Annotated in this window: 14 protein-coding genes, 1 tRNA gene and 1 pseudogene; 8 read left to right on the top strand and 8 right to left on the bottom strand. The window is 62.4% G+C overall.

What is annotated here, in order from left to right; translation table 11 throughout:
* Positions 1–43 precede the first annotated feature (43 nt).
* The 3 genes from QP166_RS05485 to QP166_RS05475 are packed head-to-tail and all read left to right on the top strand — an operon-like array spanning position 44 to position 1,537.
* Positions 44–652 carry a pyridoxamine 5'-phosphate oxidase family protein gene (locus QP166_RS05485; RefSeq protein WP_333914995.1) on the top strand — a complete coding sequence of 203 codons (609 nt, stop codon included), beginning with the start codon at positions 44–46 and terminating at the stop codon, positions 650–652.
* Entirely contained in the window at positions 649–1,059 is a 411-nt protein-coding gene (locus QP166_RS05480) for a VOC family protein (RefSeq protein ID WP_333914994.1), read from the top strand. Before QP166_RS05485 ends, QP166_RS05480 begins: the two co-directional genes overlap by 4 nt.
* A 13-nt stretch (positions 1,060–1,072) precedes the next feature.
* A complete protein-coding gene (locus tag QP166_RS05475) occupies positions 1,073–1,537 on the top strand; it encodes a nuclear transport factor 2 family protein (RefSeq protein ID WP_333914993.1) in 465 nt (154 codons plus the stop codon).
* Positions 1,538–1,800: 263 nt separating this feature from the next.
* Here the strand turns inward: QP166_RS05475 and QP166_RS05470 are convergent, their stop codons facing one another.
* From QP166_RS05470 to QP166_RS05450, 5 genes are all read right to left on the bottom strand, one after another.
* Positions 1,801–2,682 carry a hypothetical protein gene (locus QP166_RS05470; RefSeq protein WP_333914992.1) on the bottom strand — a complete coding sequence of 294 codons (882 nt, stop codon included), beginning with the start codon at positions 2,680–2,682 and terminating at the stop codon, positions 1,801–1,803.
* Positions 2,683–2,913: 231 nt separating this feature from the next.
* Positions 2,914–4,434, bottom strand: coding sequence for a helix-turn-helix transcriptional regulator (locus QP166_RS05465; protein WP_333914991.1), 1,521 nt, complete (start codon positions 4,432–4,434; stop codon positions 2,914–2,916).
* An 8-nt stretch (positions 4,435–4,442) separates the two neighbouring features.
* Entirely contained in the window at positions 4,443–4,808 is a 366-nt protein-coding gene (locus tag QP166_RS05460) for a CsbD family protein (RefSeq protein ID WP_333914990.1), read from the bottom strand.
* Positions 4,809–4,845: 37 nt separating this feature from the next.
* Positions 4,846–5,166 (bottom strand): hypothetical protein, encoded by a 321-nt coding sequence (locus QP166_RS05455; protein WP_333914989.1) that lies wholly within the window; start codon positions 5,164–5,166, stop codon positions 4,846–4,848.
* 78 nt (positions 5,167–5,244) lie between these two features.
* Positions 5,245–5,466: a hypothetical protein gene (locus tag QP166_RS05450; protein WP_333914988.1), complete on the bottom strand. Its 222-nt coding sequence runs from the start codon at positions 5,464–5,466 to the stop codon at positions 5,245–5,247.
* 695 nt (positions 5,467–6,161) lie between these two features.
* Between QP166_RS05450 and QP166_RS05445 the strand changes: the two genes are divergently transcribed.
* From QP166_RS05445 to QP166_RS05430, 4 genes are all read left to right on the top strand, one after another.
* On the top strand, positions 6,162–7,535 hold the full coding sequence (locus QP166_RS05445; protein WP_333914987.1) for a pilus assembly protein: 1,374 nt from the start codon (positions 6,162–6,164) through the stop codon (positions 7,533–7,535).
* A 95-nt stretch (positions 7,536–7,630) separates the two neighbouring features.
* Complete coding sequence (locus QP166_RS05440; protein WP_333914986.1) at positions 7,631–8,329, top strand: hypothetical protein; 699 nt, start codon at positions 7,631–7,633, stop codon at positions 8,327–8,329.
* The gene (locus tag QP166_RS05435; protein WP_333914985.1) at positions 8,326–8,922 is read left to right on the top strand and encodes a TadE/TadG family type IV pilus assembly protein; all 597 of its coding nucleotides are present in this window, start codon (positions 8,326–8,328) and stop codon (positions 8,920–8,922) included. The genes QP166_RS05440 and QP166_RS05435 overlap by 4 nt, the downstream gene beginning before the upstream one ends.
* Positions 8,913–9,695 carry a TadE/TadG family type IV pilus assembly protein gene (locus QP166_RS05430; RefSeq protein WP_333914984.1) on the top strand — a complete coding sequence of 261 codons (783 nt, stop codon included), beginning with the start codon at positions 8,913–8,915 and terminating at the stop codon, positions 9,693–9,695. The genes QP166_RS05435 and QP166_RS05430 overlap by 10 nt, the downstream gene beginning before the upstream one ends.
* 556 nt (positions 9,696–10,251) lie before the next feature.
* Here QP166_RS05430 and QP166_RS05425 read toward each other — a convergent pair.
* The 3 genes and pseudogenes from QP166_RS05425 to QP166_RS05415 all read right to left on the bottom strand — a co-directional run bounded on the left by QP166_RS05425 (position 10,252) and on the right by QP166_RS05415 (position 12,378).
* On the bottom strand, positions 10,252–10,638 hold the full coding sequence (locus tag QP166_RS05425) for a PAS domain-containing protein (RefSeq protein WP_333914983.1): 387 nt from the start codon (positions 10,636–10,638) through the stop codon (positions 10,252–10,254).
* A 530-nt stretch (positions 10,639–11,168) separates the two neighbouring features.
* Positions 11,169–11,243 (bottom strand) — tRNA-Gln (locus QP166_RS05420).
* Positions 11,244–11,279: 36 nt separating this feature from the next.
* Positions 11,280–12,378: pseudogene (locus tag QP166_RS05415) on the bottom strand (branched-chain amino acid aminotransferase).
* Here QP166_RS05415 and QP166_RS05410 point away from each other — a divergent pair.
* Positions 12,262–12,936, top strand: coding sequence for a MarR family transcriptional regulator (locus QP166_RS05410; RefSeq protein WP_333914982.1), 675 nt, complete (start codon positions 12,262–12,264; stop codon positions 12,934–12,936). The pseudogene QP166_RS05415 and the gene QP166_RS05410 overlap by 117 nt on opposite strands.
* Positions 12,937–13,028: the final 92 nt, after the last annotated feature.

The raw sequence follows: 13,028 nt of genomic DNA, 5'->3' as shown, positions 1-13,028 counted from the left end.
TTGCGGATTATCAAGTTAGGCGCAACGCGCCATCTGCTCGCTTATGGCTGAAGCATATCTCCATACACTCTTCGGACCCCGCGCCCGCGCACTGCAAGAAGCAGCCGGATCGCGAGCGTCTTACGCCCGCATGGAAGCCCGTGCGGGGCCGGTCGACCAGCTGACAATGCGAGAACTCGCGTTCATCGCCACTCGCGACAGCTTCTATATGGCGAGTACCTCGGAGGATGGCTGGCCCTATGTCCAGCACCGCGGCGGGCCGATCGGCTTCTTACGGCACGTCGAAGGCAATCGCATCGGGTTCGCCGACTATCGCGGAAACCAGCAATATCTCTCCACCGCACATGTTGCAGCCGACGATCGTGTCGCACTGTTCCTGATGGACTATCCGAACCGCCGCCGCCTCAAGATCATCGGCCACGCTCGTTTGAGCGAAGACCCCGCCGTCATCACTGCGCTCATGCCGGCCCGTTACGCGGCCGAGCCGGAGCGTGGCATTCTAATCGACGTCGTCGGGTTCGACTGGAACTGCCCGCAGCATATCACGCCGCGTTTCACCGAGGCGGAGGTGCGAGGCGTCTCCCAGCCGCTTGTCGACGAGATCGCGGTGCTTCGCGCCCGTATCGCCCAACTTGAACGGACAGCATCATGACTGGAAACCTGACACGCGGCGTCCACCATATCGGGCTGACTGTGCCTGACCTCGATCAAGCGCGTGCTTTCTTCTGTGGCACGTTGGGATTCGTCGAAGTGGGCGGCGTGCCAGATTATCCGTCCATCTTCGTCTCGGACGGCACGATCCTGCTGACCCTGTGGCGCGCCGCCGACCCGGTGACGGCCCGCGCCTTCGACCGGCGGGCCAATATCGGTCTTTATCATCTCTCGCTTACGGTTGCCGACGATGCGGCACTGGCGGCGGTGTGGGATGCCGTGACGGCGCATCCCCAAGTCGTGGTCGACGCAGTGCCCGGCCCCATGCGTCCCGGATCGACGACGCGCCACTTTCTTATCTTCATTCCGGGCGGGATTCGTCTGGAGTTTGCAACACCCTTTGCTTGAAAGGTTCAGTCCGATGTCGCGACCGCCCCTCCCTCCCTTCACCCATGAGACTGCGTCGCTGAAGGTCCGCGCCGCCGAGGACGGCTGGAACAGCCGCGATCCCGCGCGCGTGGCGCTCGCTTACACCGAGAACAGTCAGTGGCGGAATCGATCCGATTTCCTTCAAGGGCGTGATGCCATCATCACCTTCCTGACCGCCAAGTGGCGTCGCGAGCACGAGTACCGGCTTATGAAGGGCTTGTGGACACACGGCGGCAACCGCATTGCGGTGCGCTTTGCCTATGAATGGCATGATGATGCCGGCGCGTGGCATCGCTCGTACGGCAACGAGAATTGGGAATTCACATCGGACGGCCTGATGTCGCGACGGATCGCGAGCATCAACGACGTTCCGATCGCAGAGGCCGATCGACTATTCCGGTGGCCGCTCGGGCCACGCCCCGACGATCATCCAGGGCTGGAGGAGCTTGGGCTGTAGCTTCCAGTCCTTACCGTCCCAATGGATCCCGGTCGATCTGCCACTGGCCTGAAATGAAGGTAGTATCCCGAAACCGGGTAGCCAACAAAGATTTGATGGTGACGCATATTAAGAAGCCGATGACGCGAGGCAACGCTGTCTTCGGCTACTCAGGGCTGTAAGAAAACTCAGCAGCGGTCATTCGCCCGGAATATTCCGCCATCCCTTTCCTTCCGTCGTGAAGTGGGTGCGGCGGGCCAGATACGCCGGCCTGCCGCGTACACTCAGCGCAGCCTGCGGCGGGTTGCCGCAGTCGCGCCGAAACCTGCCGCCGCCGCGCCGACGATCAGCGCGAGGACGAGGACGAAGGACGTGCCTGCTGCGGCACCGGCGGCGCTGTCGGTTGCCGACTTGGCGGTAGCGATCGCCTGGTTCTTGGTACGGACGAACTGCTGCTCGGCGCGGGTCACCTGCGCCTGCGCCTCGGGGCGGCTGATCTTGCGCTGCGCGGCGACGATGTCGACGATACGGCTTTCGGCCTGCTGCCCCTCGGCACCGCCGCGGGCGAGCGCGGGCAGCTGCTTTGCGATTTCCTTCTGCGCTTGCTCGGGCGTCATCTGGGCAGGATCGCTCGGCACATCAGACAGATAGGCGGCGGCTTCGCTGCGCACGTCGGTTTCGTCGATTCCGGCGATCGAGGCGGCCTTGGGCGCTGCCGCGCCGACTGTCGTGCCCGCGGCGCCGGCAACCGCGCCGACGGTACGGAAGGCGCCGCCGATGATGCCGCCGACCGCCGAGGTCAGCAGGTACAGCGTCAGGATCAGCGTCACACCCCATACGACGAGGCCGTGGACCAGCGCATCGAACCGTTCATGCACGCCCGCGACGCGCGACGCGGCGTAGCCGCCAGCCCCAAGCGCGACGACCGTGGTGACGAGCCAGTAAAGGCCGGCACCGATGCCAAAGCCGGCGGCGCCCGGCGTCGTCCCCTCGACGGGATCGACCATCGTTAGGCCGATCCCAGCCCCCAGAATGCCGAGCACCAGCTGCACCGCGACCGCGATGACGACGCCCGCGAAGATCGCGCCCCAGGAGAGCCGCGTCGGTGTCTTGCCGACGTGCGCCGGGTCTACCGGCATCACGCCGGTTTCGATTGTGGTAGCCATAATTACTCCTGTTGAACGTGATTGTGCCGGCGGCTCAGCGCCGCGGCGAAGGATCATCGGGCCGTTCGTCCGCCGCCGCCCGTTTTTCCTCAGCGCCTTCCGCAGATGCGGCGTCGTCGCCGATCAGCTTGCCGATCGCCTCGTGCACCGATCCCTTCGTTTTGCGGACCTGGGCCTTTTTGGCGGCGCGTGCGGCGGCACCGCGCGCATCGTCTTCGGTTCGCCGTCCCGTCATGCCGCCGTCCCCCGCACCGGTGCCTCTATCGCCACGCCCTCGCCATCGAAGCCGCGTGCCCGCGCCCAAGCGACCGCGGCGATGCGCCGGTTGACGCCGATCTTGGCATAGATGCGCGCGACATGGTTGCGCACGGTGTTGCCCGCGACGTTGAGCGACCTAGCGATCGTCTTGTCGTCGCAACCCCGGCAGATGAGCGCCAGCACCTCACGCTCGCGCGCGGTCAGATCGTCCAGCCCGGGTCCGTCCCGGTCGGTCTGCGGCGTGCGCAGTCGTGCAAGCTTGTCCATCACCGTCCGGCTGAACCAGCTGGTATCCTTCATCACCGCTTCGATCGCCTCGACCAGCTCGAGCTCGGTGGCCTTGCGCTGGGTAATGTCCTGGAACGCCCACAGGACGCAGGCGTCGTCGCCGAGCCGGATCGCCTCGGTGGAGACGATGCAGTCGATCGTCGCGCCGTCCTTGGCGTGGATCCGCGCCTCACGCCCACGCAGGTCGTGGCCACCGTCGATCGCCGCCTCGATCGTGCGGCGCATCGCGTTGCTCTCCCACAGTTCGACATCGCCGAGCGGCCGGCCGATGATGTCGGTCGCCGCATAGCCCGTCATCTGCGTGAAACTGGCATTGACCTCGCACAGCAGATGGCCGTCGCGGGCACCGATCGCCATCGGCACCGGCGCCATCTGGAACGTGCGGGTGAAGCGTTCCTCGCTGTGGCGCAGCGCGTCCTGTGCCTTCCGGCGCGGCTCGAGATCGGCGAAGGTGAACAGCATGCAGGATTGATCGCCCATGTCGATCGGCTGGCCGGCGACGATGACGAGCTTTGTGCCGCCATTCGGCAAAGCGAGCTCCGCCTCCATCTGCGGGATCGTCCGCCCCTCGCCGAGCCGTTCTTTGGCGAGATCGTGGCGATCGGCTTTGCGCAGCACGTCGACGTCGTAGACTGTCTTGCACAGCACTTGGTCGCGCTGATGTCCGGTCATCTCGAGGAAGCCCTGATTGACCTTCACGAAGCGGAGGTCGCTCAAGCGGCAAATCACCGCGGGCGCGGGATTGGCGTTGAACGATTGTTCGAACCGGTCCTCCGCTTCGAAACGGGCGGACACGTCCTGGATGATGAGTACCAGACAGGCGGGCTCGCCCTCGTCGCTGTCGTTGAGCACAAGACTGCGCACCTGATGCACCCAGCGCGGCGCATCCTCGCCCGCGACGGTCACCTCGACCACGACCTCGGAAAAGCTGTCGCCGGCGACGACGCGTTCGATGGGATAATCGTCCGCCTCGACACGGTGGTTGTTGCGATAGCGCAGCTGAAAGCGGGCGCGATATTCGTCCACCGTCGCGCCGAGTTCGGCGATATCCGCGACGCCGTGCATCGCCAATGCGGCATCGTTCGCCCAGAGCAGGCTCTGATCGGGATCGATCAGGATCACGCCTTCGTCGAGGCCGACGATGATCTGTCGCAGGTGGCGCAGATCTGCGGTCTCGCGCAGGGATTTGAACGATGCCTTCGCCATCGGACCGCTCAGTCGCGACGCCCGTGGACGAACCAGGCCAGCGCATAGCCGCCAAGTGCCGCGGCGAGCGCCCACAGTACCGGGCTGTCCTCGACCGTCTGCGCCGCGACCTTGCCGCCGCGTTGCGCGCCGTCAACGACGCGTTCGCCTGCCACCTTCAGGCGGTCGCGAGCCTCGTCCGCCAGTTCGGGGGCACTGTCGATCGCATCCTCGATCACCGAACGCGCTCGACCGTAGGTATGTTGGGCGGCGCCCGCGACCTGATCGACGACGCCGTCGACCTTCCAGTCGCGGCTGTCGACGGCATCGCCCACGGTCTTTTCGACCTTGCCGCCGACATAGCGTGCGCCGCCCTTGAGTTCGTCTGAATTCATGATCGTTTCCTTGTCTGAAATGAAGATACGCCAGCGATCATGGAAGGACGCCGCAACCCGCCGCGGCCTTGCCGACGGCGAGCGCGATGGCGGGATCCTTCAGCTCACCCGCGACGCGCAGCAGGTCGCCGACAGTCAGTACACCGGGATTGGTATCGCCCTTGCGATAGGCGGCAGCCGCCTTGCCGAGCTGCTGGAGCTGGCCGAGCGACAGGTCGTCCTGCAACCGGGTGCCGACGCAATCCGCGCGCTGTTCATCGAGGCCATATCGCTGCAGACCCGTCGAGATCCGCGTTGCGGGCGCAGCGCAGGCAGAGAGGATCAACGCGCTTGACAGCGCAACAATCAGGGACTTCATCGATCGCGTCCTCCATGACCGGCATCGCGAAGATGCAACGATTATGGACGTGACAACCTACCGACACATCACACGTTCCTAGTAGTGTTGCGCCATATCCTGGTCCGTATCTACTAGCGGCAGCTGGGCCGCGCGTTCGGCATAGAGCTGGCAAAGACGGTCGTGGATCATCTTTGCAGGATAATCCGTTGTCGCCTCCGAACGTTGCCGGTGTTCTTCGGCGCGACTCAGAAGATAGGCACGCTCATCCTGAAGGGCAGAGCCAAACAGGTCGGTGACAGAATCATCATGCTTGCTCATCCCACGATCGCTATCACCGGGAATGCCATCACGATATCATTCTAACCTACCCAGATTGTAGTAGATTGATACCGTTCGGGCAGAATTCCGAACGGACAATAAGGCTGGCGGGATCAGCAACGTGACCGCACTATCGGTCATTGGCAAGAACGGCTTTTGATTCAAAGATTATATAGGAGGACTAGTTTTCAGCTCTCAGGTCAGCGTAGCGATTGCAGCCTGCGACTGTTGTATTGATGCCCGATCTACGTGCCTGATTACGGCGCACCAATGACGGACCTGTTTCATGCGGCTTTCTTCCGTCCCCATGCGAGGGCCGCTCCAACGAACCCGAGGTCCGAGCACCTTGGACTGCAATCGCGATGATTTATTGGTGGTCGGCGCACGTGGCTTTGCGTCGATTGCAGTCGGTCCTGATACGCGGTGCCGCCGCGACAACACCGTCCGGTTGGCCCCACCCCAAGCCGCTTATTTATCACCGAGTGTTAGACTTTCGTCCAACCGGTAACTGCCTAATTCGCTGATTAAAAGGGAGTTTACCCTCCTCCGATACCTGCGAGCGACACGCCGCGAAGTCGGAAAGCTCCGCCACCCATGACGCATTTTTTCGAAGAAGCCATCTCGACCTGCCTATCGTTCGACACGGCGCTTGTCGCCCCGCGCTGCTCCCGTTGCGACCAGCAAGTGGCCGGGGCGTGACGCATCTGTGGCGTAGCGGAAGCGACGCGCCTCTCACCTTAAGTTTGATTCTGGGGAAAAGGAAAATGTGGGCCGTCCACGCCCTGGCCACACTCGCGCACCATCAAGGCATCATCCGCAACGATATGACGGGGGCGTCGCTACAGCCCGGCCTAGTAGCGCAGCAACGTTCCGGCCCGCTGGTGCGATCGCGGTGGCGCATGTTCTTCCGCCTTCCGGCGAACCATCTCATCAAGCATTTCGAGAATTATTATTCCGTGCTGGGGATCTCTAACTCCCGACGCATCGAGGTTCCGCACATGCTGAAGGTGGCTTGCACCGCGGCGGCCGAGACGTACAAGCTATGTACGTCGCGCTGGTCTCACGGTCGGATCGGTAAAGACGCGGCGCGAGCCAAACAGGTCGCCGCGATCAAACGACAGGTGGCAAGCAAACAGCAGAGTGTTGCCGCGTTACTACTACGCGCACCAGGTCCGCGGCAACGCGCCGCGAAGTTGCCTGGGCTTGAGCCCTCTCGCGCCCGACCGGGCAACTCGGCGCGGCTGCTCGCTGATAGCCGCGGCAATGTCATGGCGCTGTGGGCGTTCATGTTGATCCCGCTGGTGGGCCTGATTGGCTCGGCCGTTGATCTCGGCGCCGGCTATGTCACCCGCGAGCAGATGCAGGTGGCATGCGATGCTGCAGTGCTCGCGGGGCGTCGCGCGATGACGAATGGCGTCGTCGACGACGCCGTTCGCGCCGAAGCCACCAAATTCTTCAACTTCAATTTTCGGCAGGGGATCTACGGAGCGGATCCCTTCGTTCCCTCGGTGACCAGCACGTCGGGCTCCAAGACAACGGTTTACATACAGGCGTCCACGACGGTGCCGACGTCGATCATGCGCATGTTCGGCTTCAGGACCCTGCCCGTCAGCGTCAGTTGCAATGCGTCGCAAGACTTCGTCAACACCGACATCGTCTTCGTGCTGGATACAACCGGCTCGATGGCCGATAAGGCGACGTCGTCCGATACATCAAGCAAGATCGACGCGCTACGATCTGCAGTTTTGGCGCTATACGACCAATTGGCTTCGGTGCAGACACAGCTTTCCGCATCCGGAATGCGACTGCGCTACGGCGTCGTTCCCTATGCAAGCGCGACCAACGTCGGCAGGGCGATTCGCGCCGCCAACACTGACTACATGCTATCGACGAACTGGAACTATTGGACGCGGCGGGTCGTCACCGATTACCGTTCTTCTTCCAGTTGCACTTCCGCCAAAGGCAACTACGATTCGAACCAGGGCACCTGCACCTATTTCGATTACAGCCGTCGCATGATCGACATCTCCGGATATGTCGCGGGCAACAGTGTCGACGTCACCCCCTAATCGGCACCGCCACGTCGACCGGCCTGACGCCGACCTGGTCCGTATCGAAGAAAGTCACTTGGGCCGGTTGCATTGAGGAGCGGGCCACCACGCGCATGAGTGCCACGGAGGCCACCATCCCGGCCTCGGCGACCGACCTCGACATTGACCTGATACCCTCGAGCGATGCGACGCGATGGAAGCCCTATTGGCCCGAGGTAGAATATACCAACTATGCCGCGAACATCTACGCGAACAACCCATATAAGCCGCAATATGCCTGCCCTGCAGCAGCGGCTCCGATGCAGACATGGGCGCGCGACCAGCTCAAGACGTATCTCAACAGTCTCACTACCGATGGCGGCACCTATCATGACAACGGCATGATGTGGGGAACGCGCTGGGCGTCGTCGGGCGGCATCTTTGGAGCCAACAATCCCGACACCTACAACACCATGCCGGTGAAAAAATACATCATCTTCATGACCGATGGTCAGTTCGATACCGGCTACGAAAGGCTATACTCGTCTTACGGGGTCGAGCGTCTTGATGCGCGGGTGACGCCTGGAGGCACCAGTTCGAACGAAGACGACCAGTTGGCGCGTCACAAGCGCCGGTTCGATCTCTTATGCTCTCGGGCGAAGTCGATGGGCTATTCGGTTTGGGTAATCGGCTTTGCGACGACGCTCGACGCATCGCTCACCAATTGCGCGAGCACGGCGAGCCAGGCGTCCACCTCTGCGGATCAGGCCGCGCTGATGGCCAAGTTCGTCGAGATCGGCAAGAACATCGGCGCGCTGAGACTTACTCAATGAAGCGACCATTATTCAGATTCGTCGCGCGGCTTGCAGAGCATGATCGCGGCGCCGCCGCCGTCGAGTTCGCGCTCGTCGCCTTGCCCGCGATCATCATCATGTGCGGGCTCTTCGATCTGGGCTTTCGCCAATATGTCGCGACCCAGGTTCAGGACTCGCTTGACCGCGCTGCACGTAAGGTGACGATCGGCACGAGTACCACCTCGGACCAGCTCACGGCCATGGTGAAAGACCGTGTCACCTCGGTGATCAAGGGCGCATCGGTCGACGTCGCCCCAGCCAGCTACACAAAGTACCAGCAGATCGCAAAGGCCGAGCCGATCACGACCGACACGCCGCCGCTGGGCGTCTACAATCAAGGCGATTGTTTCAGCGACATCAACCGCAACGGCGTTTGGGACGCCGACGCTGGCAAAGCGGGCACCGGCGGATCCGACGATGTCGTGGTCTATGTCGCGACGGTAACCTATCCGGAATTGCTACCGATGCGAAAGCTGGTCGGTGGCAACGGGATCAGCACGATCAAGGCGTCGACGATGGTGAAGAACCAGCCTTATGCCGCGCAGCCTGAAGCGATGACGATATGCAGCTAACTACCACGCGCGCCACATTGCGCCGGCTTTTGCACAACACGAGCGGTGTCGCGCTGCTTGAGTTCGCTATCACCGCGCCCACCGTGCTCTTGCTTGGACTGGGCGGCGTGGAGATGGGCAATTTTGTGTCCGCCAATTTACGCGTCTCGCAAATCGCGATGTCGGTCGCCGACAATGCGGGGCGGGTCCGCACGACCATCGACGAAGCCGATATCTCCGAAATTATGCTCGGCGCGATGAAGATGGGCGAGCCGCTCGACGTCGCTAGTAACGGCCGGATCATTCTTTCCGATCTCGAGCAACGCACGACGACCACCGGCGCAAATGGCAAAGGCGCGACGTCCAGCAGCAACCCCGATGGTTTCCGACAATGGATCAGGTGGCAGCGGTGCGCCGGCGCGATGAAGACCGCCTCGTCCTACGGCGTTCCGCGCAACGGTTCCGGCGGGCAGGTCACCGACCTGGACAGCACCGTTAACGACGATCATGGCGCTGTCGAAGCCGCGTCGACAATCGACGGCATGGGCCCGACCAACAATCAGATCGCTGCAGTCGGCGGAACCGCGGTCATGGTCGTCGAGCTGGTATATACGTACAAGCCCTTGATACCCATCAGCCTGATTACCACCGTTCTCGGCACCCCGAAGATCCGGCGCGTCATGGCCTTCAACGTGCGCCAACGCACGGCTTATTCGCTGCGGAACGATGCCGCGCTCACCGGCACCAAGCGCGCCGACTGCACCATCTTCAGCGCCGCCGCTCCAACGCCGTGATGCGGCTATCGTGAGTGCCGCCGCCATGAAGCCACGACCCACAATCGGTTATTGGCCACATTCATCGCTCTTCCCGGAATTAGACGTCCGTTCACCGGGCTGTTGCCGCTTGACTGAAGAAAGGCGCAGCGCGACTTATCGGCCGATTCACCTGCGTTTAGTTCAGGCTAGCCACGACACCCTCATAGCACGCTCAAACGTCAGGAACGCGAGTTGTGGCCGATCAACAGCAAGAGACTACACGGTTCAATCTTCGTCGAGAGGTGGCTTGGCTCCATCGACTTGCAATGTGCTGAATAGCAAAGAAGACCAGATTACTGTCTTACGACTCCAGAAAAGACCGAGCGGCCTGCTAAAACTCAAGAAGGAGGCATGAACAAGATTCTAATAACTTACAACGCCACGTGGTTAGATCAAACCGAAATCTAACTGCGCTGATGAGCAGTCAAACTTGTTAGCTAATGCAGATGTACCGCGGTCGCGGACGCCGAAAAAGTGCGGTTGAATAGCGAGTTTGGGAGTCAACCACTATCACGGGCCAAACGTGGTTTGAGACTCAGTGCTTCTGCTCCGCTCCGCGAGCGTCATCGATATCAACGACAACTCCCAGCCACCTGGCACTGACGCCACTTTCGTTGTGCATCGGAACCGCGTGGACGCCCATCCGGCGATAAAGACCGTCATATCTCCTAAGTCGGTACTCGACGTGCACCGGACGCCCTTGCCGGACGGCGTCCCGCCAGCGCAACGCGGTGAGTTGACGATCATCGGGTTGAAGAGCGGTGAGCCATCCAAACCCTTTCCAATCATCATAGCGCTGTCCTGTATATTCGCGCCAGGTCGGGCTGTCGACTTCGACAAAGCAATCTGGTGCGGCTTCCCACGTCATTTTTGCGATGCCGAGCAGCAGGAGTGGTGTCGGTGCCTCGTCTCCACCGTCCAACAGCCGATGCGCTGGCTTCGGCTGTTAAGCCAGCACCTTCGACCCGCCGGCTTCCGAGGACGCTCATCGGGAGGCGAATAGGGCAATTGGTAAATGGCACCTGCTAGATCCGTTACCGCATGCGAGCTTTTCCAGGCTCAACCTTGAACCAGATTGCGACAGTCGTTCGCCCACAGCGTTCCAGCATCCAGCGCAGCCGGCCATCGACTGCGAAACCCGCAGCGGCGATCTCCAGCACTCTCGGCGTCACCGCCGTGAGCGCCGCCCCGATGTTGCGCGCCGCCTTCCGGTCGGGTCCGCAGCGACAGCCGAACATCTAGGGTGCCATATCCAATAAACGGCGAATTCGGCGCCACCAGAAAATGTGCCCGCGCCGGTACACGTGTTGAAGACAGTACAAAAACCGCGGCCTTCCCGGCCAGCGCATTGGCAAAATCCGATGCACAATTGTGCAGGTGCCAACGGACGACCCTGATAGCCAGCCAGCATCTTCAAACACTTAGCAGCCAATTGGCTGAGATTCAGGCAGATGGCTGGGGCGGCAGGATTCGAACCTGCGAATGCCGGTACCAAAAACCGGTGCCTTACCGCTTGGCGACGCCCCAACGAGCCGCGCGCCTTAGCGGGGCGCGCGGCAAAGCTCAACCGATACGATGCAACCAGCCGCGCGAGATCTTCCGCCCGCCCGCGTTGAATCGCGCTCAGCCGCTCCAGAAAATGCGCGGTCAGCTGGCCGGTGCCGCCGCTGCCGATCGTAAATTCATAGTCCGGACCAGCCACGCGACCGATCGGCGTCACCACCGCCGCGGTGCCGCAAGCAAAGCTCTCGATCAGGCGACCGCTCGCCGCATCGGCGCGCCAGTCCTCGATCGCATAGGGCTCCTCTTGCACCGTAAGGCCCTGATCGCGCGCGATCTGGAGGATCGAATCGCGGGTGATGCCGGGCAGGATCGTGCCGGTCAGCGGCGGGGTACGCAGCGAGCCGTCCTCGAAGACGAAGAAGATGTTCATGCCACCCAATTCCTCGATCCAGCGCCGCTCGGTAGCGTCGAGGAACACGACCTGGTCATAGCCGCGGCGGATCGCTTCCTGCTGGGCGATCAGGCTGGTGGCATAATTGCCGCCGCATTTGGCAGCGCCGGTGCCGCCCGGTGCGGCGCGGGTATAGTCGTGGCTCACCCACAGCGACACCGCACGCGCGCCACCCTTCCAATAGGCGCCCACCGACGAGGCAAGCACCATGTAGAGATACTCGGCCGACGGCTTGACGCCGAGGAACGCCTCGGACGCGATCATGAAGGGACGAAGATACAGCGAGCCGCCCTCGATGGTCGGCATCCACTCGCGCTCGGTCAGCACGAGCTGTTCGACCGACTCGAGGAACAGCTCTTCGGGCAGTTCGGGCATCGCCATTCGCTGCGCCGAGGCGTTGAAGCGGCGGGCATTGGCGTCGGGACGGAACAGCGCAAGGCCGTTATCCTCCAGGCGATACGCCTTCAGCCCCTCGAAAATCTCCTGCGCGTAATGAAGCACCGACGATGCCGGATCCATCGTCAGCGGCATCCGCTGCGAGATCCGCCCGCCATGCCAGCCGCGTCCCTCGGAATAATGGAGCACCGCCATATGATCGGTGAACACGCGGCCGAAACCGGGATCGACCAGCCGCGCGGCGCGCTCATTGGCGGAAACGGGCGACGGATGCGGTTCGAACGCGAAGTTCACGGGACCTCCAAAGATCACGAGCGTGCAACCATTTGGTCGACGCGCCGGGGTTGCAGCGGCCTAGGGCGGATGGCAAAGCGGGTCAACATGGCTGCCTCAACGCATTCCGCCTCGCCGCTTTTCCTGCGCGAAACCGAGATTCGTCGCGGGCTGGAGCTGCTGTATTTCGGCAACGCGCACATCACGCGGTCGATCGATCGAGGCCTTGCGCGACAGGGACTTGGTCGTGCGCATCACCGCGCGCTCTATTTCATCGCGCGCAAGCCCGACATGCCGGTCAGCGATTTGCTGGCGCTATTGGCGATCACCAAACAGTCGCTGGGACGCGTGCTCAACGAGCTGATGGAGCGTGGCCTGGTCGAGACCCGCGCGGGTGATCGCGACCGACGCCAGCGGCTGCTGCGGTTGACGCCCGACGGCGTGGAACTGGAAACCAGCCTGTACGAGGCGCTGCGTGAGAAACTGTCCGCGGCTTATTCGCGCGCCGGACAAGGCGCAGTGACAGGCTTCTGGGCGGTGCTGGAGGGTTTGATCCCCGACGACGAGATCGCACGGGTCGAAGCGCTGCGGAGTTAGGACCTGAGCCGGTGGTTTTGAAACCGGGCTCCTCCGTTATTGTCCTGGGCCAAGCCTAGGGCGGCGACAGGCCTTAACCCTTCGCCATCTCC

Source organism: Sphingomonas sp. LR60, assembly GCF_036855935.1.
In the GTDB taxonomy this organism is placed as follows: Bacteria; Pseudomonadota; Alphaproteobacteria; order Sphingomonadales; family Sphingomonadaceae; genus Sphingomonas.
Note: the sequence above shows the minus strand (reverse complement) of the source record. Positions and strands in the feature narration are given on the sequence as shown.